Genomic DNA, 25,435 nt, shown 5'->3' with positions numbered 1-25,435 from the left:
GGTTAACTGTGAATGCTTTCACAACATCCATTCAGGCATAAGCCTAGCCTCATACGTAACTATTTGTACTCAGTTTGCCTTACGTAAACTTATTATTAAGGAATGGCATATGTCGCAACGAGACTACCTGGATGAACTGATTCCTGGCTTCACGCCCTTGTTGGCTATCAAAGAAGCTTCCCGCTGCCTGCTGTGTCACGACGCACCGTGCAGCCAGTCCTGTCCGGCAGAAACGGATCCGGGCAAATTTATCCGCTCTGTTTATTTCCGTAACTTTAAGGGCGCGGCCGAAACCATTAGAGAAAATAATGCGTTTGGCGCCGTCTGCGCTCGGGTATGTCCCACGGAAAAACTCTGCCAGCACGGCTGTTCCCGTTCCGGGATTGATAAACCTATCGATATCGCCCGTCTGCAACGGTTTGTTACCGATTTCGAACGACAAACACAGATGCAGATTTATCAGCCTGGCCGTAAAAATAAGGGCAAAGTCGCCATCGTGGGGGCGGGCCCTGCCGGGTTGCAGGCCAGCGTCACGCTGTGCAATCTGGGCTATGACGTCACGGTGTTCGAGAAAACGGCCCAACCCGGCGGTTGGCTGCGCCACGGCATTCCTGAATTCCGTCTGCCGCAATCGGTGCTGGACGCTGAAATTGCGCGTATTACGGAAATGGGTGTGACAATCCGCTGTGGTTGCGAGATTGGCAATACCGTCACGCTGGAGGCGCTCAAAGGCGAATATCGCGCGGTCCTGCTGACGGTTGGCCTGTCAAAAGGCGCGTCGCTGCCGTTGTTCAATAACGCGGGTTCGGCAGAAATTGCTGTCGACTTTTTACAACGCGCGCGTGGCAAGGCGGGTGACATATCCGTGCCGCAAAACGCGCTGGTGGTTGGCGGCGGCGACGTCGCCATGGACGTGGCCAGTACGCTGAAAATTCTCGGCTGTGAATCGGTTACCTGCGTGGCGCGCGAAGAGCTTGCCGAGTTTCCGGCCAGTGAAAAAGAGTTCACCACCACCCAGGCGCTGGACGTCTCTATCATTGATGGCTTTACGCCAACGGCTGTTGACGGAAATAAGGTCACCTTCAGACATGTTCGCCTGTCCGGTGAGCTGTCTCTGACCGCAGAAAAAATTATCCTCGCCGTCGGCCAGCATGCCGAGCTGGAAGCCTTCTCCGGTATTCGGGTACAACGCAATACCGTCGACACTCGACATTACCAGACTACAGTTCCGGGACTGTTCGCCGCAGGCGATATCGTTCAGGGAGATAAAACCGTGGTGTATGCCGTTAAAACCGGGAAAGAAGCCGCTCAAGCCATTCATCACTATTTAGAGGAGGCGTAATCATGCTAACCAAAGATCTCTCTATTACCTTCTGCGGCGTGACGTTTCCCAATCCGTTCTGCCTCTCCTCTTCCCCGGTCGGCAATTGCTATGAGATGTGCGCTAAAGCCTACGATAGCGGCTGGGGCGGCATCGTTTTTAAAACCATCGGTTTCTTTATCGCCAACGAAGTTTCTCCACGCTTCGACCATCTGATTAAAGAAGACACCGGGTTTATCGGCTTTAAAAACATGGAGCAGATTGCCGAGCACCCGCTGGCGGAAAACCTTGCGGCGATTCGTCGGCTCAAACAAGATTATCCGAATAAGGTGTTGATCGCCTCGATCATGGGGGAAAATGAGCAGCAGTGGCAGGATCTGGCGCATCTGGTCGAAGAGGCCGGCGCGGATATGATTGAGTGCAATTTCTCCTGCCCGCAGATGACCTCTCACGCCATGGGGAGCGATGTGGGGCAAAGCCCCGAACTGGTAGAGAAATATTGCCAGGCGGTGAAACGCGGCTCTTCTTTGCCGATGCTCGCTAAAATGACGCCGAATATCGGTGATATGTGCGAGGTTGCGCTAGCGGCGAAACGCGGTGGTGCCGATGGTATTGCCGCCATCAACACCGTCAAGTCAATTACCAATATTGACCTCAACCGTAAAATAGGTCTGCCAGTCGTCAACGGCAAGTCCAGTATTTCGGGCTATTCAGGTAAAGCGGTGAAACCGATTGCCCTGCGCTTCATTCAGCAGCTACGCACCCATCCTGAGCTGAAAGATTTTCCGATTAGCGGTATCGGTGGAATTGAAACCTGGGAAGATGCTGCCGAGTTCTTGCTGTTGGGCGCGGCAACGCTGCAGGTGACAACTGGCATCATGCAGTACGGTTATCGCATCGTTGAAGATATGATCAGCGGCCTGTCGCACTATCTTAACGATCAGGGTTTCGACTCGCTGGATGAGATGGTGGGGCTGGCGAATGCCAATATCGTTCCGGCAGAAGATCTCGACCGCAGTTATATCGTCTACCCGCATATTAATCAGGAAAAATGCGTCGGCTGCGGTCGTTGCTACATTTCCTGCTTCGACGGCGGTCATCAGGCGATGGAGTGGAACGAACAGACGCGAACTCCGCACTGCAATACCGAAAAATGCGTCGGTTGTCTGCTGTGCGGCCATGTTTGCCCGGTCGCGTGTATCAGCCTCGGGGAGGTAGCGTTCAAAACAGGTGAAAAAGTGCACTCAATAACCCTTTAACACCTGACGATTTCCGGCTCACCACGGTGGGCCGGATGGTGTCCCCTGCAGGAATCGAACCTGCAACTAGCCCTTAGGAGGGGCTCGTTATATCCATTTAACTAAGGGGACGAGGCGGCACGAGTATACCGGTTTTTGTTTGCCCCGGTAAGTGAGTGGCCGCCTGACTGTTCAAACCGTCGCCATTCAGGACTGTTTTTCCTCTTTTTTCTGCGCATTGTCTCTTTTTTGCGCCGCGATTCTGGCTTCTTCTTTGCGTGCGTTGCTCATATCGTTGCGGATTTGCGCGTGGCTCATCAGAGCAAAGATAAAGGTGCCGCCGCAAATGTTTCCGGCAAGCGTCGGTAAGGCAAACGGCCAGAGGAAGTCACTCCAGTGCAGCGTGCCGTTAAATACCAGATAGAGAATTTCGACCGACCCGACCACGATGTGGGTGGTATCACCCAACGCAATCAGCCACGTCATCAGGATAATCACCACGATCTTCGCTGCACCCGCAGCCGGGAACATCCAGACCATGGTGGCAATCAGCCAGCCGGAAATAATGGCGTTGGCAAACATCTCCGTGGGGGAGTTTTTCATCACGTCCATGCCGATTTTCACGAACGCATCACGGGTCTCTTCGTTGAAAATGGGCATGTATTCAAAGGCCCACGCCGCGACGCCGGTGCCCAGCACGTTCCCCAACAATACTATGCCCCACAGTCGCATCAACAGGCCCGCGTTACTGAGCGTCGGATTCTGCATGACGGGCAGCACGGCGGTGACGGTGTTTTCAGTGAACAACTGCTGGCGAGCCATGATGACGATGATAAAGCCAAAGGTATAGCCGAGATTCTCCAGCAAGAAACTGCCGGGTAGCCCCTCCAGTTCGACGTGGAAGATCCCTTTTGCCAGCAGCGAAGCCCCCATCGAAAGCCCGGCGGCGATGGCGGACCACAGCAGTGCCATCGCATCCCGTTCCAGCTCTTTCTCCCCGTCCTGACGAATATGTTCATGAATCGCCATCGCCCGCGAGGGGAGGCGATCCTCATCCAGTTCTATCTTCTTCCCACTCTGTTTTTCTTCACTTTCGACGGCAAGCTCGTCGCTGTGTTTATCTATCTTGTCGTTTTCATGTTCGACCATCATTCGTCTCCGGTATGCGCACTGACACGTTAAAGCGTAGCGGTTTTTAGCCTGCCCCCCGTCAGGACATGTTCTGAAAACGCAAAAATGGTAACGTTTGTTTTTCTTCATCCCGCTAAAATAGAAGCGCGACGATTCTGGTGTGACCAGGCTATGATCAAATCAACAAGTTCGGTGATATAGACATCGTTTGACGTACTGTTACAATCGCTCACACCTTTACAGGCGGATACGGTAGCGTTCCGTCATGGATGGCAATCAGCGATAGCCATAATTAACAGGGAGACATTTATGAAGCTTCGCCTGTCGGCGCTTGCGCTGGGAACCACACTGCTGGTGGGGTGTGCGAGTTCCGGCACAGAACAGCAGGGGCGTTCAGACCCGTTTGAAGGGTTCAACCGCACCATGTACAACTTCAACTTTAATGTGTTGGATCCGTATATCGTTCGACCGGTGGCCGTCGCCTGGCGTGATTATGTTCCGCAGCCTGCCCGTAATGGTCTGAGCAACTTCACCGGCAACCTGGAAGAGCCGGCGGTGATGGTGAACTATTTCCTGCAAGGCGATCCGTATCAGGGGATGGTGCATTTCACCCGTTTCTTCCTCAACACTATCCTGGGGATGGGCGGCTTTATTGACGTCGCCGGTATGGCGAACCCGAAACTGCAGCGCGTTGAACCCCATCGCTTCGGCAGCACCTTAGGTCACTATGGCGTAGGCTACGGTCCTTACGTGCAGTTGCCGTTCTATGGTAGCTGGACGATCCGTGATGATGGCGGCGATATGGCGGATACGTTATATCCGGTGCTTTCCTGGCTGACCTGGCCGATGTCTATTGGTAAATGGACGGTTGAAGGGATTGAAACCCGCGCCCAGTTGCTGGACTCCGATGGTCTGCTGCGTCAGTCCTCCGATCCCTACATTATGGTTCGTGAAGCTTACTTCCAGCGTCATGATTTTATCGCTGATGGTGGCAAGCTCAAGCCGCAGGAAAACCCGAACGCGCAGGCGATTCAGGACGAACTGAAAGAGATCGATTCCGAGTAAGCCAGATTGGGCAAATAAAAAGGTGAGCTAAAAAGCTCACCTTTTTTACATCTGCAAGAAATCAGAATGCGTAGTTGAAGTTGGTACCGAACAACCAGGCTTTACCTTCAGACTCGAACTGATACGGACCTTCGTTAATTTTAACGCTCTGACCGTGCATGTAAGAGACGCCAACGTCCACAGACGCATCTTTATTGAAGGCGTAGGTGGTACCGGCGCTCAGCCAGAAGCGGTCCTGATCCGGAATCGAGATAGAACGGTTTTGTGCCGGAACCGGGCTATCATCGAAGGCGATACCGGTACGGAACGTCCAGTTATCATCGTAGTAGTAGGTAGTACCCAGTGCGATGCGGTAGGCGTCTTTAAAGCCTTCATCTTTCTGGAACAGCGTCTCACCACCGGTGGATTTCGCTTTCAGCTCCTGGAACTGACTCCAGCTGGTATAGGCCAGGCTGTAGTGGATAGCCCACTGTGGCGCCACGCGGTTATAACCGGACACTTCCCACATTTCTGGCAGGTTCAGCGTCAGGTAACCTGACTGAGTTGCGCCGCCGGTAGCGGTCGGGATACCCAGGTTGTAGTTGTTGATCGCCGGTGGCAGATCGCTGCTGTAGTTACCTTTAAAGTCAATTTTGACTTCAGAACGGTAGGTCAACGCGTAGCGGTTGTTTTTATCCAGTTCATACAAGATCCCGGCGTTCCAGCCGAAGCCCCATTGGTTACCGTTCAGGTGGGCAATTTTGGTATCGCTTGGGATGCCGTTTGCGGTGGCAGCCAGTTGCTGACCCTGCGGCGTTTGTCCGGCAGGAGAGTTCATCACCTGACCGGCGACCAGTTGACCCAGGTCACCGGCAAAGCGTTCGATTTTCGCCCGCGCATAAACAGCGTTCAGACCGAGACCGAAGCTCCAGGCGTCATCTAAGCGATAGGCACCGCTTAAGTTGAGGTTCATGGTTTCGAGGTCGGTGGTACCGCCGACAGAACCGCCCGCGTAGGTATCGTTGAACTCTGTTGCCAGACCGTAGTTGGAGGTAATGGATGCCCCCCAACCGAACTGATCGTTAATCGGCGCAACAAAGTGTGCGTTCGGCACCCATGCCGTCGGCGCGATGTTATCGGCATCAAGGCTACGGCCAGACGGTGAGCGTCCGCTGATGTTGACGTCCGGATCGATATAGACCGCACCCGCAGAGAACGTCGGGCGATCGAACATCGTGATCAGCGCTGGGTTACGGCTGACGTTACCTGCATCGTCTGCGATAGCGCCTTCACCCGAATAGGCCCGGCCGAGGCCAGAGGAAGAAAATTCGTTTAACTGAAAGCCTGCAGACCAGGCCTGGGTGGAGATAATTGCCACTGCGACTGCGAGAGCAGACTTTGTTAACAGGGTTTTCTGGCTCATGACCATAACCTCAATTGATTTATTTTTATACAAACTATGTTACATGGTGTAACAGGAGCGCGAAGTGTAGGGTCTGCGGTACGACTTAGAAATCAGACCAGTGGCGTGAGTATAGGTCTGACCAGCTGAAATGTTGCAAGTATGTTTATAACTTTTTTCAATTGTGATCTTAAAAACGCGATCCAGCTGGCAAAATTGCCGGTTTGCGCACTCACCCTTTTAGGTGAAATTTGTTTTAGATCATTTTTAATTGTGATTTCGGTCACTTATCTCATTTCGCACAATTAACAACTGGAGAGGTGAATGTGGGGAGCGTAAAATATCCCCATCGTTTATCTGGCACCCTGGGTGCGAAATACAGAGGAAATCTACAATGAGTAAATGCAGTGCTGATGAAACCCCGGTTTGCTGCTGTATGGATGTTGGTACCATCATGGACAACTCCGATTGCACCGCATCATACAGCCGCGTGTTCGCTAACCGCGCAGAGGCTGAAGAGACGCTGGCGGCGCTGACCGAAAAAGCGCGTAGCGTGGAATCTGAACCGTGCAAAATCACCTCGACCTTCACCGAAGAGTCTGACGGTGTGCGCCTGGATATCGATTTTGTCTTCGCCTGCGAAGCCGAAACCCTGATTTTCCAGCTGGGTCTGCGTTAATCCCACCTCGTTATTTCTGATGCCCCGGTGAGTTTTCCCGGGGCATTTTCATTTCAGACAGTGATTATTCACTGTGCCGTAGCTCTCACTTTCTTTGCGCTCCGCTTGGCTAAATGTAAAAAATTGGTTAAGACTATGATCAGGTCAGACCACTTATTTATTTTTTACAGGGGAGTGTTATGAGTCAGGCATTACCGCTGGTCACCCGTCAGGGCGATCGCATCGCCATCGTGAGCGGATTACGTACGCCTTTTGCCCGTCAGGCGACTGCTTATCATGGCATTCCCGCCGTCGATCTCGGCAAAATGGTGGTTGGCGAACTGCTTGCGCGCAGTGAAATCCCTGCAAAGGTGATTGAACAACTGGTTTTTGGCCAGGTTGTACAGATGCCGGAAGCGCCGAACATCGCGCGTGAAATTGTGCTCGGGACCGGGATGAATGTGCATACCGATGCCTACAGCGTCAGTCGCGCCTGTGCGACCAGCTTTCAGGCTGTCGCCAACGTTGCCGAAAGCCTGATGGCCGGCACTATTCGTGCGGGTATCGCCGGTGGGGCGGACTCTTCTTCGGTGCTGCCTATTGGCGTCAGCAAAAAACTGGCGCGGGTGCTGGTCGATGTCAACAAAGCCCGCACGATGGGGCAGCGTCTGAAACTCTTTTCCCGTCTGCGCTTGCGCGATCTGATGCCCGTCCCGCCTGCCGTGGCGGAATACTCCACTGGTTTGCGAATGGGCGATACCGCCGAGCAGATGGCGAAAACCTACGGCATTACCCGTGAACAACAGGATGCCCTGGCGCATCGTTCTCACCAGCGAGCCGCCCTGGCGTGGGCAGAAGGCAAGCTGACCGATGAAGTGATGACCACTTACACACCGCCTTTTAAAGACCCCCTGTCTGAAGACAACAATATTCGCGGCAACTCCACGCTGGCAGACTACGCCAGGCTACGTCCGGCATTTGACCGGAAACATGGCAGCGTTACGGCGGCAAACAGCACCCCGCTGACCGACGGCGCGGCGGCAGTCATCCTGATGACAGAATCTCGTGCCAAAGAGTTGGGGTTGGTTCCGCTTGGCTATCTGCGCAGCTACGCGTTTACCGCGATTGATGTCTGGCAGGATATGCTGCTGGGGCCGGCCTGGTCTACGCCGCTGGCGCTGGAACGTGCGGGCATCACGATGGCCGATCTGACGCTTTTCGATATGCACGAAGCCTTTGCCGCGCAGACGCTGGCCAATCTCCAGCTGCTCGGCAGTGAGCGTTTTGCCCGCGACGTGCTCGGTCGAAGCCATGCCACTGGCGAAGTGGATGACAGCAAATTTAACGTACTTGGCGGTTCGATTGCCTTTGGACATCCCTTTGCCGCAACTGGCGCGAGAATGATCACGCAAACGCTGCACGAATTGCGTCGTCGTGGCGGCGGCTTTGGCCTGGTCACCGCCTGCGCGGCGGGTGGGCTGGGTGCGGCAATGGTTCTGGAGGCGGAATAATGGAAATGACATCGGCTTTTACGCTTAATGTGCGTCTGGATAATGTCGCGGTCATCTCCGTTGATGTCCCCGGAGAAAAGATGAATACCCTCAAGGCGGAGTTTGCCTCGCAGGTACGCATCATTCTTAAACAGATTCGCGAGAACAAGGCGATTCGCGGCGTCGTTATTATTTCTACAAAAGCGGACAATTTCATTGCCGGGGCGGATATCAATATGATTGGCCGCTGTAAAAGCGCGCAGGAAGCAGAAACGCTGGCGCGACAGGGGCAGCAACTGATGGCCGAGATCAATGCGCTGCCGATCCCGGTAGTGGCCGCCATTCACGGTGCCTGCCTGGGCGGTGGGCTTGAGCTGGCGCTGGCCTGCCATACTCGCGTCTGCACGGACGATGTGAAAACCGTACTCGGTTTACCAGAAGTTCAACTCGGGCTGCTGCCGGGGTCGGGCGGCACCCAACGGCTACCCCGACGGGTGGGCGTCAGTACGGCGCTGGATATGATCCTCACCGGTAAGCAACTTCGCGCGAAGCAGGCGCTGAAAGCGGGGCTGGTGGATGAGGTGGTCCCGCAGACGATCCTGCTGGATGCCGCTGTGGAATGGGCGAAAAAAGATCGTCCCGTTCATCGTCCTCTGCCGGTTCGTGAACGTATTCTGGCGGGTCCGCTCGGGCGGGCGTTGCTGTTCCGCATGGTCAGCAAGAAAACAGAACAGAAAACCCAGGGAAATTACCCGGCGACAGAGCGTATTTTACAGGTGATTGAAACCGGACTGGCGCAGGGTAGTAGCAGCGGCTATGACGCGGAAGCGCGCGCGTTTGGCGAGCTGGCGATGACGCCGCAATCGCAGGCGTTACGCAATATCTTTTTTGCCAGTACGGATGTGAAAAAGGATCCGGGCAGCGAGGTTCCGCCCGGGCCGCTTAACAGCGTAGGCGTTTTAGGCGGTGGGCTGATGGGGGGCGGTATTGCGTACGTCACAGCCTGTAAAGGTGGCTTGCCAGTTCGCATCAAAGACATTAATACCAAAGGAATCAATCACGCGCTGAAATACAGCTGGGATCAGCTTGAAACGAAGGTGCGTCGTCGGCATATCAAAGCCAGTGAACGGGACAAACAGCTGGCGCTGATTTCGGGTTCGGTCGACTATCGCGGTTTTTCCCATCGCGACCTGGTGATTGAAGCGGTATTTGAAGATCTGCCGTTAAAACAACAGATGGTGGCAGAAGTTGAGCAGAATTGTGCATCTCACACCATTTTTGCATCCAACACGTCATCTTTACCTATTGGCGATATTGCGGCAAAAGCGGCCAGACCTGAGCAGGTGATTGGTCTGCACTTCTTTAGTCCGGTAGAAAAAATGCCGCTGGTGGAAGTGATTCCGCATGCTACGACGTCGGGGCAAACCATCGCCACGACGGTTAAGCTGGCGAAAAAACAGGGCAAAACGCCGATTGTGGTGCGTGATAAGGCTGGGTTCTACGTAAACCGTATTCTTGCGCCGTATATCAATGAAGCGATTCGCCTGCTGACCGAAGGTGAGCGGGTCGAGCAGATCGACAGCGCACTGGTAAAGTTTGGTTTTCCGGTCGGGCCAATCCAACTTTTGGATGAGGTCGGAATCGACACAGGCACTAAAATTATACCGATACTGGAAGCCGCTTATGGCGAGCGTTTTAGCGCCCCTGCAAATGTTGTTTCATCAATTTTGAATGACGATCGCAAAGGTAGAAAAAATGGTCGGGGTTTCTATCTTTATGGGGCGAAAGGGCGTAAAAGCAAAAAACAGGTAGACCCTGCAATTTATACGCTTATTGGTGCTCAGGGGCAGAGCCGACTCTCCGCTTCGCAGATTGCGGAACGCTGCGTCATGTTAATGCTCAATGAGGCGGCGCGCTGTTTCGACGAACAGGTGATCCGTAGCGCGCGCGATGGTGACATTGGCGCGGTGTTTGGTATTGGTTTTCCTCCGTTTCTCGGTGGCCCGTTCCGTTATATGGATTCTCTCGGGGCGGGTGAAGTGGTTGCGGTATTGCAACGTCTGGCTTCGCTGTATGGTCCGCGGTTCATGCCGTGCGATACGTTGTTACAAATGGCGGAGCGGGGTGAAAGTTTCTGGAAAGCAGATGCAACTGACCTGAATGAACACGGTCAAATGTAAGGTATATCCGCACTGAATGGCTGTAGGGTGGTTAAATTGTAAACACAGATTGACTATACTTACGCCATTGAGGTAAAACACAGCGTTTCATTCAGTGAACGGATAAGGCACAATGCCGGCCACTGCATTACAGCGACCCTGAGGGGTTTTGGCTGGGGTGCGTGATTCTGGTTAACAAAAGCGGTGCAATATGCAAGTTTTTATCATGCGTCACGGCGACGCGGCCCTCGATGCCGCCAGTGATTCGGTTCGTCCCTTAACCTCCTGCGGTTGTGATGAATCTCGCCTTATGGCGAACTGGCTGAAAGGTCAAAAAGTGGATATCGAACGTGTTCTGGTGAGCCCGTTCCTGCGAGCCGAACAAACGTTGGATGTGGTAGGGGGATGCATGAACCTGCCAGGCGACGTGGATGTTTTGCCGGAGTTGACTCCCTGCGGCGATGTCGGTCTGGTCAGCGCCTATTTGCAGGCTCTGGCCAATGAAGGCGTAGCTACCGCGCTGGTGATCTCCCACCTTCCGTTAGTGGGTTACCTGGTGTCCGAGCTGTGCCCAGGCGAAACGCCGCCGATGTTTACCACCTCCGCGATTGCCAGTGTGACGCTGGATGAAAGCGGAAAAGGGGTGTTCAACTGGCAGATGAGCCCGTGTAACCTCAAAATGGCGAAAGCGATTTAACCTGTCGTCTTACCTTTAAAGAGCCGCTGATGCGGCTCTTGTTGTTTCTGCGCTCAGGGCAGTTCCGGCGGCGCCCACTCTTCCACTTCGATTAACACCAGCAGCGCGGCATCGCCGCCGTACTCTTTCGGTGCCTGATGGAAGGCCATGACGTGCGGGTGCTGCGCCAGCCACAGCGGCGTCTGTTGTTTCAGCACATGTTTACCGTGACCGTGCATCACGCAGGCGCAAAACACATGTTCCCGGCGGCAGGCGGCAATCAGCGCGCCCAGTTCCTGCTTTGCCTGCAGCTGCGTCAGACCGTGTAAATCGAGAAACAGCTCCGGGGAGTAATCGCCACGGCGCATTTTCTTCAGCTCGAAATGGCTGACGTCAGGACGGAGATATTTCACCGGGCCTTCCGTATTCAGCAGCGGCTGAAACTCATCAGAGAAATAATGGCTGGCATCAGCCTGCTCTGAAAGCAGTCGCTTTACCGGCACCTCGGTGATCTTTTTACGCAGCGGGCGATGAACAATGGTGTCCTGCTTAATCTGACGGGTGCCGGTCATCAGCTGCCGGAACAGCGCCTGGTCCTCCTCGCTCAGCGATGTTTTCTTTTTCATTCTGCGGTCTCATCTTTTTTTATTGTCCGTTAGTTTACCCGACTCGATGCGGATGCGAATGCTCAAAACGCAATTTTCACCCGTAACCCCTGCGTGATTGCTGATTTATCGCCGTCTTCATGGCAAACTAGCCGCCGAAATTAATGCGAGCATGCCCTGGAGGAACAGGTGGATAAAATTTTCGTTGATGAAGCAGTGAGTGATCTGCATACCATTCAGGACATGTTGCGCTGGGCGGTCAGCCGTTTTAGTGCGGCGAACATCTGGTACGGTCACGGTACCGATAACCCGTGGGATGAAGCCGTGCAACTGGTGCTGCCATCGCTGTATCTGCCGCTGGATATTCCAGAAGATATGCGTACCGCGCGCCTGACCTCCAGCGAGCGCCACCGTATTGTTGAGCGCGTGATCCGCCGTGTGAACGAACGTATTCCGGTGGCCTATCTGACCAACAAAGCCTGGTTCTGCGGCCATGAGTTCTATGTTGATGAGCGCGTGCTGGTGCCGCGCTCTCCGATTGGCGAGCTGATCAACAACCGCTTTGCGGGGCTGGTCAATGAACCGCCTCAGCTTATCCTCGATATGTGTACCGGCAGCGGCTGTATTGCGATTGCCTGCGCCTATGCCTTCCCGGAAGCGGAAGTGGATGCGGTAGATATCTCGACAGATGCGCTGGCCGTGACCGAACACAACATTGAAGAGCACGGTCTGATCCACCACGTCACGCCTATTCGCTCCGATCTGTTCCGCGATCTGCCTAAAGTTCAGTACGACCTGATCGTGACCAACCCGCCGTACGTTGATGCGGAAGATATGTCCGATCTGCCGAATGAATATCGTCACGAGCCGGAACTGGGGCTGGCGTCCGGCACTGACGGCCTGAAACTCACCCGTCGCATTCTGGGCAACGCGCCGGATTACCTGTCCGATGACGGTATTCTGATTTGTGAAGTCGGTAACAGCATGGTACATCTGATGGAACAATATCCGGATGTGCCGTTCACCTGGCTGGAATTCGACAATGGCGGCGATGGCGTCTTTATGCTGACCAAAGCCGAGTTGATTGCTGCCCGCGAGCACTTCAGCCTCTATAAAGATTAAACAACAACGACAACAACGAGACCGCAATGGCAGGAAATACAATTGGACAACTCTTTCGTGTAACCACCTTCGGCGAATCGCACGGGCTGGCGCTCGGTTGTATCGTCGACGGTGTGCCGCCAGGCATTCCGCTGACGGAAGCTGACCTGCAGCACGATCTCGACAGACGTCGCCCTGGCACGTCGCGTTACACGACGCAGCGCCGCGAACCGGATCAGGTGAAAATCCTCTCTGGCGTGTTTGAAGGCGTAACGACGGGGACCAGCATTGGTCTGCTGATTGAAAACACCGATCAGCGTTCGCAGGACTATAGCGCCATCAAGGACGTGTTTCGTCCGGGACACGCGGATTACACCTACGAGCAGAAATACGGCCTGCGCGATTATCGTGGCGGTGGACGTTCTTCCGCGCGGGAAACCGCGATGCGCGTGGCGGCTGGCGCAATTGCCAAAAAATACCTCGCCGAAAAGTTTGGCGTAACCATTCAGGGCTGTCTGACCCAGATGGGCGACATTCCGCTGGCGATCAAAGACTGGTCGCAGGTTGAGCAAAATCCTTTCTTCTGCCCGGACCCGGATAAGATCGACGCGCTGGATGAACTGATGCGTGCGCTGAAAAAAGAGGGTGATTCCATTGGCGCGAAAGTGACCGTGGTCGCCAGTGGCGTTCCGGCAGGGCTGGGTGAACCCGTGTTTGACAGACTCGATGCCGATATCGCCCACGCGCTGATGAGCATCAACGCGGTGAAAGGCGTCGAAATTGGTGACGGGTTTGACGTCGTGGCGCTACGCGGCAGTCAGAACCGTGATGAAATCACCAAAGACGGGTTTCAGAGCAACCATGCCGGCGGTATTCTGGGCGGGATCAGCAGCGGCCAGCAAATCGTGGCCCACATGGCGCTGAAACCGACGTCCAGTATTACCGTTCCGGGCCGCACGATTAATCGCTTTGGCGACGAGGTGGAGATGATCACTAAAGGTCGTCACGATCCGTGCGTGGGGATCCGTGCGGTACCGATCGCGGAAGCGATGCTGGCGATCGTGCTGATGGATCACCTGTTACGTCAACGGGCGCAAAATGCGGATGTCAAAACGGATATTCCACGCTGGTAAGAAATGAAAAAAACCGCGATAGCACTGCTGGCTCTGCTTGCCAGCACGGCCAGCCTGGCGGCGACGCCGTGGCAGAAAATTACCCAGCCCGTGCCGGGCAGCGCGCAGTCAATTGGTGGTTTCTCGAACGGCTGCATTGTGGGGGCGGGCACGCTTCCTGTGCAGTCGGATCACTATCAGGTGATGCGCACCGATCAGCGTCGCTATTTCGGCCATCCCGATCTGGTGATGTTTATCCAGCGACTGAGTACGCAGGTGAGCAATCTTGGGCTGGGAACGGTGCTGATTGGCGATATGGGAATGCCCGCTGGCGGTCGATTTAACGGTGGACATGCCAGCCACCAGACCGGTCTGGATGTGGACATTTTCCTGCAGTTGCCAAAAACCCGCTGGACTCAGGCGCAACTGCTGCGTCCCCAGGCGCTGGATTTGGTCGCCCGTGACGGTAAACATGTCGTGCCGACCCTGTGGAAACCGGAAATCTCCAGTCTGATTAAGCTGGCGGCGAAAGATAACGACGTCACGCGTATTTTCGTGAATCCTGCCATAAAACAACAGCTCTGCCTGGATGCCGGTACCGATCGCGACTGGTTACGTAAAGTGCGACCCTGGTTCCAGCATCGTGCGCATATGCATGTACGATTACGTTGCCCTGCCGATAGCCTTGAGTGTGAAGATCAGCCTTTGCCTCCTCCGGGCGACGGTTGTGGCGCTGAGCTACAAAGTTGGTTTGAACCGCCAAAACCTGGAACAACAAAGCCTGAGAAGAAGACACCGCCTCCGTTGCCGCCTTCCTGCCAGGCGCTGCTGGATGAGCATGTACTCTAATGGATAATTTTGCGGACCTGTTTATGGTCTCTCCGCTGCTGTTGATGGTGTTGTTTTTTGTGGCAATGTTGGCTGGATTTATCGACTCACTGGCGGGCGGCGGCGGTCTGTTGACCATCCCCGCGCTGATGGCGGCAGGGATGTCTCCCGCGCAGGCGCTGGCGACCAATAAACTGCAGGCCTGCGGCGGTTCGATTTCTTCTTCAATTTATTTTATTCGCCGTAAAGTGGTGAACCTCGCCGACCAGAAACTCAATATCGCGATGACGTTTATTGGTTCGATGAGCGGCGCACTGCTGGTGCAACATGTGCAGTCAGACGTGTTGCGACAGATCCTGCCTGTTCTGGTGATCTGCATTGGTCTCTACTTTTTGCTGATGCCGAAAGTCGGCGAGGAAGACAGACAGCGTCGCCTGTACGGTCTGCCGTTTGCCCTGGTGGCCGGTGGCTGCGTAGGCTTTTACGATGGTTTCTTTGGCCCGGCGGCTGGTTCATTTTATGCGCTGTCGTTTGTCATGCTGTGCGGCTATAACCTCGCTAAATCGACTGCTCACGCCAAGGTGCTGAATGCCACCTCCAATATTGGCGGCCTGCTGCTGTTTGTCATCGGCGGGAAAGTGATTTGGGCCACCGGTTTTGTCATGCTGATCGGCCAATTTTTCGGGGCGCGGATGGGCTCCCGACTGGTACTAAGCAAAGGACAAAAGCTGATTCGGCCCATGATCGTCATTGTCTCGGCGGTGATGAGTATGAAACTTCTTTATGATAACCATGGACAGGAGATTCTCCACTGGCTGGGGATGAGTTAATGAACAGTACGCACCGCTACGAACAATTGATTGATATTTTTAACGGCTGCTTTGCCGATGATTTTAATACCCGTCTGATTAAAGGCGACGACGAACCGATCTATCTTCCTGCTGATGCGGAGATCCCATATCACCGGATTGTTTTTGCGCACGGCTTTTACGCCAGCGCATTGCATGAGATTTCGCACTGGTGCATTGCCGGAAAAGCGCGCCGCGAGCAGGTGGATTTCGGCTACTGGTATTGTCCGGACGGTCGCGATGCGGCGACGCAGGGCCAGTTTGAAGATGTGGAAGTGAAACCGCAGGCGTTTGACTGGTTATTTTGCGTGGCGGCGGGGTATCCGTTTAACGTCAGTTGCGACAACCTGGAAGGCGATTTTGAACCGGACCGCGTGGTGTTTCAGCGTCGGGTTCATGCACAGGTGATGGCGTATCTGGAGGAGGGGATTCCCGAACGTCCGGCGCGCTTTATCAAGGCATTACAGGATTATTATCACACGCCTGAACTTACGGCGGAACAGTTCCCGTGGCCAGAAGCGCTCAACTGAAGCCAGTGCCACGTTACAATGAGGAAAGAAGATGATCGCGGAGTTTGAATCACGCATTCTGGCATTAATCGACGACATGGTAGAGCATGCAAGCGATGATGAGCTGTTTGCCAGTGGGTATTTGCGTGGCCACCTGACGTTAGCCGTCGCAGAACTGGAAGGTACCGATGACCATTCTGCTCAGGCCGTCTATGCCAACGTCACCCGCAGCCTGGAAAACGCTATCGGTGCCGGTGAGTTGTCGCCGCGCGATCAGGCGTTAGTCAAAGAGATGTGGGACGCGCTGTTCCAGAAAGCAACGCAATAATCACGACACCGTCATCCGGCATTTCAACCTGCCGGATGGCGCGTTTTTTATCCCATCTGTGTTTTAATCGTTTTTCCTTTTAACAACTTCCGCACCCATAAGCGATTTGGATTTAAGGCTGCAAGCGTAGCGGCATCCATCGGCACCGGTTCATCACTCATCTGCGAAGCCAGAATTTCTGCACACAGCGGAGCGGAGCACAGCCCGCGAGAACCCAGCGCACCCAGCATAAACAAATCGTCATACACCGGCGCACTTGCGGCGCCCGCTTTGTTGTCGGCTAAGTCGGCATACTGCGCCAACGTGGCGCTATAGTCCGGAACGTTTCCCACCATCGGTAAATGATCGCGGGTGGCACAGCGCACGCCGCAGCGCACGCCGCAGCGCGCCGCGTTGTCACTCACATCAACCTCTTTAGCCCATTCCGCCGCCGGGAAACAATCGATCAGGCGCTGTCGGTTCTGCTGTTGATCGTCTTCCCGATACTGCGTTTCTTCGCTGCCGCGATGGTAGCTGGCCCCGATGCAGTGCTGCTGGTTGGCCGGGTTTTGCGGTGTAAGGTAGCCGTCATAACACAGTACCTGACGGATCCCGGAAAGCGCTGGCGTCGTCGGAATATGGCTGACCTGGCCGGCGACGGCGTAGACGGGCAGCGGTTGTGTCTGAGTAAAATGGGGAATCTGGTGGCCGTTAGCCAGCACCACTACGGCATGCTCTGCGCGATCGCCGTGGCTAAAGTGCAGATCCCAGCCGGAAGCAGAACGGTTAAGCGTCGCCAGCGAATGCTGATAGTGGCAGCGTAGTCCCTGTTTTTCGGCCAGCAGAAGCACGGCGGCAGTTAATTGCGCCGGGCACAGCCAGCCGCCCAGGGGATACGTCACGCCGCCGCAACCGGTGTCGACACCGGTAAGGTGTCGCGCCTGTTCGGCATCGACTGCGTTCGCCAGCGCTGACGGTAAATCCAGCGACAGCATCTGCGCGATTTTCTGCTGGCTTTTATCATCCCAACCCAGTTGCGTGACGCCACACCAGTCATGATCGAAGCCCACGGGCAGGGCATCGTAGAGGCGACGCGCGAACGTAAACGCCGCAGGGAAAAAGAGATTGATCGCCGAATCGTGTTTGCTGAGAAGTGGATAGAGCGCCCCCTGACGGTTGCCGGAGGCTCCCTGAGCAGGGCTTTCATCTGCGCAATAGAGCGTCACCTGCCAGCCACGGCGCAATAGCGCCAGTGAAAGCAGCGCGCTGGCAATCCCGCCACCAATAAGGGCGACCTCGCGTTTTTCACTGCCCTGACGGGCAAACCACGGTGTTGACGCTGGAAGGGCGAGAGTGTGTTCCATCACGCCGCGCAGCATTTCCCGTTTGCGGCCAAAGCCTTTGCATTTCTGCATGGTAAAACCAGCTTCCTGTAACCCGCGACGGACAAGTCCGGCAGACGTAAAGGTCGCCAGCGTCCCCCCCGGGCGGGCCAGCCGCGCCATGGCGTTAAACAGCGTCGGCGTCCACATGTCCGGATTTTTGGCCGGGGCGAAGCCGTCGAGAAACCAGGCGTCGACTTTTTGATTCAGGCTGTCGTCGAGTTGGTCGGTGAGTTCATTGATATCGCCAAACCAGAGATCGAGCGTGACGCGTCCTTCATCCAGCAGCAGACGGTGGCAACCCGCCAGCGGCAACGGCCACTGGGCCTGAAGTTGTCCGGCAAATTCGGCCAACTCCGGCCAGTGTTGATGTGCTGCTGTGAGATCGTCACGGTTCAGCGGAAATTTTTCAAAACTGATGAAATGTAATCTTTGTAGCGTAGCCTCGGGCTGAGTGGCGCGAAATGCAGCGAACGCCTGCCAGAGCGTGAGAAAGTTCAGGCCAGTACCAAAGCCGCTCTCCGCTACCACAAACAACGGGTGAGAATGTTCCACAAAGCGTTCTGTGATCCGGTTGCCTCCGAGGAAGACATAGCGCGTCTCTTCCAGACCGTTGTCGTTGGAAAAGTAGACGTCGTCAAAATCTCGGGAAACAGGTGTACCCTCAGCGTTGAATTCGAGGTTGGCGGGTTGTATAGCGTATTGTTTCACGTAAGTTACTCGTCTGACAGGCAGTGTCACGATCTTAGCGATGTGTGCCAGGCGGCGCAAATTTCAGTACAAATTGGCTGATCGGACTTGTTCGGCGTACAAGTGTACGCTATTGTGCCAATCGAAACTTATTATAGTGCGATTACAGAGGTATTGAATGAAACGTGCAGTGATTACTGGCTTGGGCATCGTTTCCAGCATCGGTAATAACCAGCAGGAAGTCCTGGCATCTCTGCGTGAAGGACGTTCAGGGATCACTTTTTCTGACGAGTTTAAAGATGCAGGAATGCGCAGCCACGTATGGGGCAACGTCAAACTGGACACCACTGGTTTGATCGACCGTAAGGTGGTTCGTTTCATGAACGATGCCTCTATTTATGCCTATCTCTCCATGCGTGAAGCGATTGCGGATGCAGGCCTGAGCGAAGAAGCCTATCAGAACAACCCGCGCGTTGGCCTGATTGCCGGTTCCGGCGGCTCGTCTAAAGCGCAGGTATTCGGTGCTGACGCAATGCGTAGCCCGCGTGGCCTGAAAGCGGTTGGCCCATACGTGGTCACCAAAGCGATGGGCTCTGCGGTTTCCGCTTGCCTCGCGACGCCGTTCAAAATTCATGGCGTAAACTACTCCATCAGCTCCGCCTGTGCGACCTCCGCACACTGTATCGGTAATGCGGTCGAGCAGATCCAACTGGGCAAACAGGACATCGTATTTGCTGGCGGCGGCGAAGAGCTGGGCTGGGAAATGGCCTGTGAGTTCGACGCGATGGGCGCACTGTCCACCAAATATAACGACCAGCCTTCTAAAGCTTCCCGTACCTATGATGCGCACCGTGACGGTTTTGTCATTGCAGGCGGCGGCGGTATGGTAGTGGTCGAAGAACTGGAACACGCTCTGGCGCGTGGCGCGCATATCTACGCAGAAATCGTGGGCTACGGCGCGACCTCTGATGGCGCTGACATGGTGGCTCCGTCTGGCGAAGGCGCGGTGCGCTGCATGCAGATGGCGATGCATGGCGTTGATACCCCAATTGACTACCTGAACTCCCACGGTACGTCTACGCCAGTTGGCGACGTAAAAGAACTGGGGGCGATTCGCGAAGTATTTGGCGATAACAGCCCGGCGATCTCCGCGACTAAAGCGATGACCGGTCACTCTCTGGGCGCCGCTGGCGTACAGGAAGCGATCTACTCGCTGTTGATGCTGGAACACGGCTTTGTCGCACCAAGCATCAACATCGAAGAGATGGACGAGCAGGCGGCAGGTCTGAACATCGTGACCGAAACCCTCGATCGCGAACTGACCACCGTTATGTCGAACAGCTTCGGTTTCGGCGGCACCAACGCCACGCTGGTGATGCGTAAGCTGAAAGCGTAAGACGGTTGCTGATGAAAAAGGGAGCCAAACGGCTCCCTTTTTACTTGTTAAGCGGTTCGTATTCTGCTGCGATTTTCGCAGACCACGCCCGGGCCTGGGCAATAGCGCCAGCGCTGTATAAGGGATGCTCAAAATGATTTCCGACATCCCTGACGCGATAGATTTTCCAGTGTGCTCCTTCCCGGCGCGTATAAACTTCCAGACGAATGGGGGGCTGGTCGACAGGACCGCCCAACTGGACCATCACTTTTTCGCCGCCGAGAAAGGGTTGCGGGTGTCCAACCTGTAATTGTGGGATCCATTCTGGCGCATAATCCTGCACATACATAAAGTAGTCTGAGTCCACAATCTCTTGCTCATAATAGCTATCAATCAACGTCAGACGATCGATAACCTCCTTTGCAACATAGCGTTGTAGTAATCCTGCGGTTTCACGGGGTTTGTCCGAATCGACCGTAAATGCCTCCATCCATGAAAGATAAAATTGCCTCACGTCGTGAGAACTGTCTCGCGGAGGGGTGGAACAACTGCACAGTAGCAGGATGAGTGGCAACAATAAGAAGGTTTTCATCATTTTTTCCTGTAAATGATATAGGTCGGTTTTGCTGCCCGATAACCCGGTCCTGCCCACATGTCGCGCTGTCTGAAGTCTGAATACCACTCTGAACCGTCGAAAATCGCCATATGACCACTTGGATTTCCACCGGCATAGGGTTGAATGACGATGACATCTCCCGCCTGAGGAGACTCATAGGTACCTATCGCGCTAAATCCGGCACTCTTTAATATTGGACCGTAGTCTTTGGCGTGGTAGGTGTTGCCAAGAAGTACACCTCCCGCTTGTATCGCTTTACGGGTAAATTCTGCACAGCGGCTTTGCGAATGTGCGCCTGCATGCGATTTTGCATAATTAGCCGCAGCTGTTTTATCCCAACTCATAATAACCTCTGTTAATGAAACGCGTAAAAAGATTACGAGAAGCATTAACAATATTTTCTCCGTCAGGCATAACCTTTAGTGCTATTGGTATCTACAATGTGTTTCGCTAATTAATTTATTAATTCCGGCAAAGAATAAAACATACAGGAAATATTAGTTTTCATTATTCTCTGGCGATTCAGCGGCAGGAACAGGTGGCATATTGATATAACGGGTCGGCCATATTACGTCTGGCGTGGTTTCCAGCGCGTTAGCGATAATCTGCTCGGCACGAGGCCAACTGCGGGTAAAGACATTCCGTAGCGAATCGGGTGACAAGCCCGCCGCGCGCGAAAGATCCCTGAGCGTAATACCTCTTTTTTCAAGTGCACTTTTAATATCTGCACGATGCCAGTCTTGGCTTTTTTCTCTCATTCTGTAATCCTACGAAGATGTGTTATCGGCGCCGATATTTTTATGGTTTATATCATGGCGACAAAAGAAGGCGATTTTCTTTTGTCGGCTGAGTATTGCCAGAATAACCCTGAAATTTCGCGTAAGAAAGAAAAGTTATTTTTATTTCACTGGGGAAAGGAACGAAATGATGTCTAAAGAATGGCTCACGGTACAGGAATGTATTGGCCTACCGGGTTTTCCCGGTAGCATCCCCGCTGTTCGCAATCGGCTCAATATCCTGAGCGCAGGTAAAGAAGGCATTAAACGCAAGCGCAGTAAATCAAAGGCGTGGGAATACCACATTTCAATTCTCCCCGTCTATGTTCATCCCTATGTTGTGGATGGCGACACGGCATCGGTGCGCAATGAATCATCAGCCTGGGAAGCGGAACCGAAAGAGATTTGGGATATGATGTTCAGACTCCTGACGCCAGAACAGCAGCAACAGGTGACTTATCTGTTTGGGACCAAAGGCATCGGTGCCGTCTTGCCTTCACTTTTTGACGATGAAAACCTGTATTGATACGCGCTGATGGTTTGCGGTTGACAACTTTAGCCACTCACAGGCAGACTTCAGGCCCATCATTATCTTCCGGATAATGCGTAAGCGTTTGACGTTATCCAACGCACCTTAATCCTGACGGTCAGGTGGAGGGGGCGTGGCATTTCCTCGCCTTACTCTGCATTCTGGAGTAACGCATGACAGCAGTAACCCATAAAGAAAAAACCTCTGCAGCGAACACATCGCTTTTTCGTATCGCATTTGCGGTCTTTTTGACCTACATGACGGTCGGCCTGCCGCTACCCGTCATTCCACTGTTTGTTCACTATGAACTGGGCTACGGCAATACGATGGTCGGTATCGCTGTAGGGATTCAGTTTCTGGCCACCGTTCTGACGCGCGGCTATGCCGGGCGTCTCGCCGATCAGTACGGCGCCAAACGTTCTGCGCTACAGGGAATGTTTGCCTGTGCTCTGGCGGGCGGCGCGTGGCTACTGGCGGCATTGTTACCCGTTTCTGTTCCGATCAAATTCGCGTTATTAATCGTCGGGCGGCTGATCCTCGGGTTTGGGGAAAGCCAGTTATTAACCGGAACCCTGACCTGGGGACTGGGTCTGGTGGGGCCAGCACGTTCCGGTAAAGTGATGTCGTGGAACGGGATGGCGATTTACGGCGCGTTGGCGGCTGGCGCGCCGCTGGGTCTGCTGATCCACAGCCATTTTGGGTTTGCGGGTCTTGCGGGTACGACAATGGTGTTGCCGCTGCTGGCATGGGCGTTTAACGGAACGGTGCGTAAAGTACCGGCCCATGCGGGCGAGCGTCCCTCGCTGTGGAGCGTGGTAGGGCTTATCTGGAAACCGGGTCTGGGCCTCGCGCTGCAAGGCGTGGGATTTGCCGTGATCGGTACCTTTATCTCTCTCTATTTTGCCAGCCACGGTTGGGCGATGGCCGGCTTTACGCTGACCGCGTTTGGCGGGGCCTTTGTGATCATGCGCGTGCTGTTTGGCTGGATGCCGGACCGCTGTGGCGGGGTCAGAGTGGCTATCGCTTCTCTGCTGATCGAGACCGTTGGACTGGTCTTGCTCTGGCTGGCGCCGACGGCCTGGTTTGCGCTGCTCGGTGCGGCATTAACCGGGGCGGGGTGTTCGCTGATCTTCCCGGCGCTCGGCGTTGAAGTGGTGAAACGCGTACCGTCACAGGTTCGCGGGACGGCGCTGGGAGGCTACGCCGCATTTCAGGATATCTCTTACGCGGTCACTGGCCCGCTGGCAGGGTTGCTTGCCACGTCCTGTGGCTATCCATCCGTGTTTCTTGCCGGTGCGATTTCGGCGGTGCTGGGAATAGCGGTGACGCTGCTGTCGTTTCGCCGGGGCTAGACGACCAGCCAGAAAATCAGTAACGCGACCAGCAGGGCGATGAACAGCAGTCCGGGACGCGCGGTGAACGAGCGCAGCGTGTCGATAACCGGCGCAAACGGACTGTAAATCGGCTGAATGTGGCGTGGATCGTTTAATTCCCGATCGCGTTCGACGCGGCGCAGGAAGATCTGATTCAGGAGATCCTGCACCTGCGCGGTGGTCAGTACCGTCTGCGGGTGGATCTGCCCGTTCTGCTGGGCGTACTCTTTCAGGCTGACCAGCTCATCGGCTTCCAGCGGTTGCTTTAGCGCCGCCTGTAGCGATTGCAGGGTAGGCGCATGTTGCAGACTCAGGGTCTGACGCGCCTGTAGCCAGGTTGCCAGATGAGTGAAATGCTTTGCCGGGATCAGCTCACCGCTTTTCACGCCGGAAAGTTCCAGCATCGATTGCCAGATCAGCTTGCTGGATTCCCCCGTTGCGGCGGCCAGTTTGGTCACCAGTTGATTTAACGTATTGTGTTCGGCTGGCAGCAGCGGGCGATCGGTCGCCGGGCGCTGCTGCGGCTGCGGGATCGACAACTGTCCCTGCTGTAAAAGCGTCAGCACGTTCTTAAGCTGTTCCGGTTTGAGTTGGCTGAGCGCCGTTTGCCCGTACTGCTGGCGAATAAAATCGCTCACTGCCTGGCGGTTATTTCCCTGATTCAGTAATTCTGTCAACTGTGAAAGCACCTGGCGGTTGGCATGATTTTGCTGGGCCACGCCGAGACGCTGGCTGAGGTTTTGTTCCGCCGCAGGAAAATGGCGCGACAGCAACGGAGTATCGCTTTTTACGCCGAGATCGTGCTTCATACCGGCCCACACTTCCGCACTTTGCTGTTGCGTCAGTGAAATCAGGCGCGTTATCAGGCGTTCCAGTACGGTCCGCTGTTGCGTGGAGAGCGGTTGTTCGCCCGCCGTGGAAACCGCAGGTTGCCCCTCACCGGGAGGGCGCGCGGGAGTACCGGAAATGGGTTGCATCATCACTTATCCTTAAACCATCAATCTTAGCAAAGTATGCCTGGCGGCCAGATTATGGCACACTTGCCCGGTTAACTCTCGTTCTCAAACAGGTACGACAGACGTGAAAATTCTCGTTGATGAAAATATGCCTTATGCCCGCGAATTGTTTAGTCGTCTGGGTGAGGTCAAAGCGGTTCCCGGACGTCCCATCCCTGTCGCTGAGCTGGATGATGCCGATGCGTTAATGGTGCGTTCGGTCACCAAAGTGAACGCGTCGCTGCTGGAAGGGAAAGCCATCAAGTTTGTGGGTACCGCAACCGCGGGCACTGACCATGTGGATGAGGAGTGGCTCAAACAAGCGGGCATTGGATTTTCAGCGGCGCCCGGCTGTAACGCCATCGCGGTGGTGGAATATGTTTTCTCCGCGCTGCTGATGCTGGCGGAACGTGACGGATTCGCGTTACGCGATCGTACCGTCGGGATTGTCGGCGTGGGTAACGTCGGCGGACGCCTGCAGGCGCGACTGGAAGCGCTGGGGATCCGCACGCTGTTATGCGATCCACCACGTGCGGATCGCGGAGACGAGGGCGATTTCCGTTCGCTTGATGCGCTGGTACAAGAAGCCGATATCCTGACCTTCCACACGCCGCTGTTTAAAGAAGGGCCTTACAAAACGCTGCATCTGGCCGATGACGCGCTGATTTCCCGTCTGAAACCGGGCTCTATTCTGATTAATGCCTGTCGTGGCGCCGTGGTGGATAACGCCGCGCTGCTGGCGCGTCTTAACGCCGGACAGGATCTGAGTGTGGTTCTGGATGTCTGGGAAGGCGAGCCGGACCTGAATGTCGACCTGTTGAACACGATCGATATTGGCACCGCGCACATTGCGGGCTACACCCTGGAAGGTAAAGCGCGCGGCACCACGCAGGTCTTTGAAGCCTGGAGCGCGTTTATCGGCCGCGAGCAACATATCGCGCTGGATACGCTACTGCCTGCGCCGGAATTTGGCCGCATTACGCTGCATGGCCCGTTGGATCAGCCGACGCTGAAAAGACTGGTGCATTTGGTGTATGATGTGCGCCGCGACGATGCGCCGCTGCGCAACGTTGCCGGAATACCGGGTGAATTTGATAAACTGCGCAAAAATTACCTCGAGCGTCGTGAGTGGTCCTCACTGTATGTGATGTGCGACGACGCAGATGCGGCGGCGTTACTGTGTAAACTGGGTTTTAACGCAGTTCATCACCCGACACGTTAATGTCTTCTTAATGCCCCCTGACGAATAATCGGCAGGGAGGCTTATGCT

Annotated in this window: 25 protein-coding genes and 1 tRNA gene; 17 read left to right on the top strand and 9 right to left on the bottom strand. The window is 54.8% G+C overall.

Annotated elements, in window-relative coordinates; translation table 11 throughout:
• Positions 1-109 precede the first annotated feature (109 nt).
• Positions 110-1,342 carry an NAD(P)-dependent oxidoreductase gene (locus AL479_RS01920; protein ID WP_061074858.1) on the top strand — a complete coding sequence of 411 codons (1,233 nt, stop codon included), beginning with the start codon at positions 110-112 and terminating at the stop codon, positions 1,340-1,342.
• A gap of 2 nt (positions 1,343-1,344) precedes the next feature.
• Positions 1,345-2,580, top strand: coding sequence for an NAD-dependent dihydropyrimidine dehydrogenase subunit PreA (gene preA / locus AL479_RS01915; protein ID WP_061074857.1), 1,236 nt, complete (start codon positions 1,345-1,347; stop codon positions 2,578-2,580).
• A 36-nt stretch (positions 2,581-2,616) separates the two neighbouring features.
• On the opposite strand, the gene AL479_RS01910 is transcribed toward preA, so the two are convergent.
• Positions 2,617-2,691 (bottom strand) — tRNA-Arg (locus tag AL479_RS01910).
• Positions 2,692-2,766: 75 nt separating this feature from the next.
• Positions 2,767-3,708, bottom strand: coding sequence for a formate/nitrite transporter family protein (locus tag AL479_RS01905; RefSeq protein ID WP_061077913.1), 942 nt, complete (start codon positions 3,706-3,708; stop codon positions 2,767-2,769).
• A gap of 291 nt (positions 3,709-3,999) precedes the next feature.
• Between AL479_RS01905 and mlaA the strand changes: the two genes are divergently transcribed.
• Positions 4,000-4,755, top strand: a complete 756-nt coding sequence (gene mlaA, locus AL479_RS01900; RefSeq protein WP_042999958.1) for a phospholipid-binding lipoprotein MlaA — start codon at positions 4,000-4,002, stop codon at positions 4,753-4,755.
• Between the two features lie 61 nt (positions 4,756-4,816).
• Here mlaA and fadL read toward each other — a convergent pair whose 3' ends face one another.
• The gene (gene fadL, locus AL479_RS01895) at positions 4,817-6,157 is read right to left on the bottom strand and encodes a long-chain fatty acid transporter FadL (RefSeq protein WP_061074856.1); all 1,341 of its coding nucleotides are present in this window, start codon (positions 6,155-6,157) and stop codon (positions 4,817-4,819) included.
• Positions 6,158-6,530: 373 nt separating this feature from the next.
• Between fadL and AL479_RS01885 the strand changes: the two genes are divergently transcribed.
• The 4 genes from AL479_RS01885 (at position 6,531) to sixA (ending at position 11,140) form a co-directional block, all read left to right on the top strand.
• The gene (locus tag AL479_RS01885; protein WP_042317736.1) at positions 6,531-6,815 is read left to right on the top strand and encodes a YfcZ/YiiS family protein; all 285 of its coding nucleotides are present in this window, start codon (positions 6,531-6,533) and stop codon (positions 6,813-6,815) included.
• Positions 6,816-6,994: 179 nt separating this feature from the next.
• Complete coding sequence (gene fadI, locus AL479_RS01880; protein ID WP_061074855.1) at positions 6,995-8,305, top strand: acetyl-CoA C-acyltransferase FadI; 1,311 nt, start codon at positions 6,995-6,997, stop codon at positions 8,303-8,305.
• On the top strand, positions 8,305-10,464 hold the full coding sequence (gene fadJ, locus AL479_RS01875; RefSeq protein ID WP_061074854.1) for a fatty acid oxidation complex subunit alpha FadJ: 2,160 nt from the start codon (positions 8,305-8,307) through the stop codon (positions 10,462-10,464). The genes fadI and fadJ overlap by 1 nt, the downstream gene beginning before the upstream one ends.
• A 190-nt stretch (positions 10,465-10,654) precedes the next feature.
• On the top strand, positions 10,655-11,140 hold the full coding sequence (gene sixA / locus AL479_RS01870; protein ID WP_061074853.1) for a phosphohistidine phosphatase SixA: 486 nt from the start codon (positions 10,655-10,657) through the stop codon (positions 11,138-11,140).
• A gap of 53 nt (positions 11,141-11,193) precedes the next feature.
• Here sixA and smrB read toward each other — a convergent pair whose 3' ends face one another.
• Entirely contained in the window at positions 11,194-11,745 is a 552-nt protein-coding gene (smrB, locus tag AL479_RS01865; RefSeq protein ID WP_061074852.1) for an endonuclease SmrB, read from the bottom strand.
• A 168-nt stretch (positions 11,746-11,913) separates the two neighbouring features.
• Between smrB and prmB the strand changes: the two genes are divergently transcribed.
• From prmB to AL479_RS01835, 6 genes are read left to right on the top strand one after another with little or no spacing between them, the layout of a single operon-like run.
• Positions 11,914-12,846, top strand: coding sequence for a 50S ribosomal protein L3 N(5)-glutamine methyltransferase (gene prmB, locus AL479_RS01860; RefSeq protein WP_061074851.1), 933 nt, complete (start codon positions 11,914-11,916; stop codon positions 12,844-12,846).
• A gap of 26 nt (positions 12,847-12,872) precedes the next feature.
• Complete coding sequence (gene aroC / locus AL479_RS01855) at positions 12,873-13,958, top strand: chorismate synthase (RefSeq protein ID WP_061074850.1); 1,086 nt, start codon at positions 12,873-12,875, stop codon at positions 13,956-13,958.
• Positions 13,959-13,961: 3 nt separating this feature from the next.
• Positions 13,962-14,786, top strand: a complete 825-nt coding sequence (gene mepA / locus AL479_RS01850) for a penicillin-insensitive murein endopeptidase (RefSeq protein ID WP_061074849.1) — start codon at positions 13,962-13,964, stop codon at positions 14,784-14,786.
• On the top strand, positions 14,786-15,595 hold the full coding sequence (locus AL479_RS01845) for a sulfite exporter TauE/SafE family protein (RefSeq protein ID WP_061074848.1): 810 nt from the start codon (positions 14,786-14,788) through the stop codon (positions 15,593-15,595). The genes mepA and AL479_RS01845 overlap by 1 nt, the downstream gene beginning before the upstream one ends.
• Entirely contained in the window at positions 15,595-16,143 is a 549-nt protein-coding gene (locus tag AL479_RS01840) for an elongation factor P hydroxylase (RefSeq protein WP_061074847.1), read from the top strand. Before AL479_RS01845 ends, AL479_RS01840 begins: the two co-directional genes overlap by 1 nt.
• A gap of 31 nt (positions 16,144-16,174) precedes the next feature.
• The gene (locus AL479_RS01835) at positions 16,175-16,450 is read left to right on the top strand and encodes a YfcL family protein (protein WP_061074846.1); all 276 of its coding nucleotides are present in this window, start codon (positions 16,175-16,177) and stop codon (positions 16,448-16,450) included.
• A 47-nt stretch (positions 16,451-16,497) separates the two neighbouring features.
• Here the strand turns inward: AL479_RS01835 and mnmC are convergent, their stop codons facing one another.
• Positions 16,498-18,522, bottom strand: a complete 2,025-nt coding sequence (gene mnmC, locus AL479_RS01830; protein WP_061074845.1) for a bifunctional tRNA (5-methylaminomethyl-2-thiouridine)(34)-methyltransferase MnmD/FAD-dependent 5-carboxymethylaminomethyl-2-thiouridine(34) oxidoreductase MnmC — start codon at positions 18,520-18,522, stop codon at positions 16,498-16,500.
• Between the two features lie 157 nt (positions 18,523-18,679).
• Between mnmC and fabB the strand changes: the two genes are divergently transcribed.
• Entirely contained in the window at positions 18,680-19,897 is a 1,218-nt protein-coding gene (gene fabB / locus AL479_RS01825; RefSeq protein WP_042317749.1) for a beta-ketoacyl-ACP synthase I, read from the top strand.
• Positions 19,898-19,937: 40 nt separating this feature from the next.
• On the opposite strand, the gene AL479_RS01820 is transcribed toward fabB, so the two are convergent.
• From AL479_RS01820 to AL479_RS01810, 3 genes are all read right to left on the bottom strand, one after another.
• The gene (locus AL479_RS01820) at positions 19,938-20,468 is read right to left on the bottom strand and encodes a YbjP/YqhG family protein (protein WP_061074844.1); all 531 of its coding nucleotides are present in this window, start codon (positions 20,466-20,468) and stop codon (positions 19,938-19,940) included.
• A complete protein-coding gene (locus tag AL479_RS01815) occupies positions 20,468-20,836 on the bottom strand; it encodes a CHAP domain-containing protein (RefSeq protein WP_061077912.1) in 369 nt (122 codons plus the stop codon). The genes AL479_RS01820 and AL479_RS01815 overlap by 1 nt, the downstream gene beginning before the upstream one ends.
• 153 nt (positions 20,837-20,989) lie before the next feature.
• The gene (locus AL479_RS01810; RefSeq protein WP_061074843.1) at positions 20,990-21,250 is read right to left on the bottom strand and encodes a helix-turn-helix domain-containing protein; all 261 of its coding nucleotides are present in this window, start codon (positions 21,248-21,250) and stop codon (positions 20,990-20,992) included.
• 169 nt (positions 21,251-21,419) lie between these two features.
• Between AL479_RS01810 and AL479_RS01805 the strand changes: the two genes are divergently transcribed.
• Together AL479_RS01805 and AL479_RS01800 are read left to right on the top strand one after the other, a co-directional pair.
• Positions 21,420-21,794, top strand: coding sequence for a DNA-binding protein (locus AL479_RS01805; RefSeq protein WP_061074842.1), 375 nt, complete (start codon positions 21,420-21,422; stop codon positions 21,792-21,794).
• A gap of 176 nt (positions 21,795-21,970) precedes the next feature.
• The gene (locus tag AL479_RS01800; protein ID WP_061074841.1) at positions 21,971-23,149 is read left to right on the top strand and encodes an MFS transporter; all 1,179 of its coding nucleotides are present in this window, start codon (positions 21,971-21,973) and stop codon (positions 23,147-23,149) included.
• On the opposite strand, the gene flk is transcribed toward AL479_RS01800, so the two are convergent.
• Positions 23,146-24,147: a flagella biosynthesis regulator Flk gene (gene flk, locus AL479_RS01795; RefSeq protein WP_061077911.1), complete on the bottom strand. Its 1,002-nt coding sequence runs from the start codon at positions 24,145-24,147 to the stop codon at positions 23,146-23,148. The two genes, AL479_RS01800 and flk, sit on opposite strands and share 4 nt — an antisense overlap.
• Positions 24,148-24,250: 103 nt before the next feature.
• On the opposite strand from flk, the gene pdxB reads away from it, so the two are divergent.
• Positions 24,251-25,387, top strand: a complete 1,137-nt coding sequence (gene pdxB / locus AL479_RS01790; protein ID WP_061074840.1) for a 4-phosphoerythronate dehydrogenase PdxB — start codon at positions 24,251-24,253, stop codon at positions 25,385-25,387.
• Positions 25,388-25,435 lie beyond the last annotated feature (48 nt).

Origin of the sequence: Citrobacter amalonaticus (assembly GCF_001559075.2) — a bacterium.
Taxonomy (GTDB): Bacteria; Pseudomonadota; Gammaproteobacteria; order Enterobacterales; family Enterobacteriaceae; genus Citrobacter_A; species Citrobacter_A amalonaticus_F.
The sequence above is the reverse complement of the archived record's forward strand: the minus strand, read 5'-3'. Positions and strand labels throughout refer to the sequence as shown.

Excerpts from the sequence above, each read along its gene's own strand:
- AL479_RS01920 (WP_061074858.1), top strand. The coding sequence starts at position 110 with ATGTCGCAACGAGACTACCTGGATGAACTGATTCCTGGCTTCACGCCC.
- preA (WP_061074857.1), top strand. The coding sequence starts at position 1,345 with ATGCTAACCAAAGATCTCTCTATTACCTTCTGCGGCGTGACGTTTCCC.
- AL479_RS01905 (WP_061077913.1), bottom strand. The coding sequence starts at position 3,708 with ATGGTCGAACATGAAAACGACAAGATAGATAAACACAGCGACGAGCTT.
- mlaA (WP_042999958.1), top strand. The coding sequence starts at position 4,000 with ATGAAGCTTCGCCTGTCGGCGCTTGCGCTGGGAACCACACTGCTGGTG.
- fadL (WP_061074856.1), bottom strand. The coding sequence starts at position 6,157 with ATGAGCCAGAAAACCCTGTTAACAAAGTCTGCTCTCGCAGTCGCAGTG.
- AL479_RS01885 (WP_042317736.1), top strand. The coding sequence starts at position 6,531 with ATGAGTAAATGCAGTGCTGATGAAACCCCGGTTTGCTGCTGTATGGAT.
- fadI (WP_061074855.1), top strand. The coding sequence starts at position 6,995 with ATGAGTCAGGCATTACCGCTGGTCACCCGTCAGGGCGATCGCATCGCC.
- fadJ (WP_061074854.1), top strand. The coding sequence starts at position 8,305 with ATGGAAATGACATCGGCTTTTACGCTTAATGTGCGTCTGGATAATGTC.
- sixA (WP_061074853.1), top strand. The coding sequence starts at position 10,655 with ATGCAAGTTTTTATCATGCGTCACGGCGACGCGGCCCTCGATGCCGCC.
- smrB (WP_061074852.1), bottom strand. The coding sequence starts at position 11,745 with ATGAAAAAGAAAACATCGCTGAGCGAGGAGGACCAGGCGCTGTTCCGG.
- aroC (WP_061074850.1), top strand. The coding sequence starts at position 12,873 with ATGGCAGGAAATACAATTGGACAACTCTTTCGTGTAACCACCTTCGGC.
- mepA (WP_061074849.1), top strand. The coding sequence starts at position 13,962 with ATGAAAAAAACCGCGATAGCACTGCTGGCTCTGCTTGCCAGCACGGCC.
- AL479_RS01845 (WP_061074848.1), top strand. The coding sequence starts at position 14,786 with ATGGATAATTTTGCGGACCTGTTTATGGTCTCTCCGCTGCTGTTGATG.
- AL479_RS01840 (WP_061074847.1), top strand. The coding sequence starts at position 15,595 with ATGAACAGTACGCACCGCTACGAACAATTGATTGATATTTTTAACGGC.
- AL479_RS01835 (WP_061074846.1), top strand. The coding sequence starts at position 16,175 with ATGATCGCGGAGTTTGAATCACGCATTCTGGCATTAATCGACGACATG.
- fabB (WP_042317749.1), top strand. The coding sequence starts at position 18,680 with ATGAAACGTGCAGTGATTACTGGCTTGGGCATCGTTTCCAGCATCGGT.
- AL479_RS01820 (WP_061074844.1), bottom strand. The coding sequence starts at position 20,468 with ATGAAAACCTTCTTATTGTTGCCACTCATCCTGCTACTGTGCAGTTGT.
- AL479_RS01815 (WP_061077912.1), bottom strand. The coding sequence starts at position 20,836 with ATGAGTTGGGATAAAACAGCTGCGGCTAATTATGCAAAATCGCATGCA.
- AL479_RS01810 (WP_061074843.1), bottom strand. The coding sequence starts at position 21,250 with ATGAGAGAAAAAAGCCAAGACTGGCATCGTGCAGATATTAAAAGTGCA.
- AL479_RS01805 (WP_061074842.1), top strand. The coding sequence starts at position 21,420 with ATGTCTAAAGAATGGCTCACGGTACAGGAATGTATTGGCCTACCGGGT.
- AL479_RS01800 (WP_061074841.1), top strand. The coding sequence starts at position 21,971 with ATGACAGCAGTAACCCATAAAGAAAAAACCTCTGCAGCGAACACATCG.
- flk (WP_061077911.1), bottom strand. The coding sequence starts at position 24,147 with ATGCAACCCATTTCCGGTACTCCCGCGCGCCCTCCCGGTGAGGGGCAA.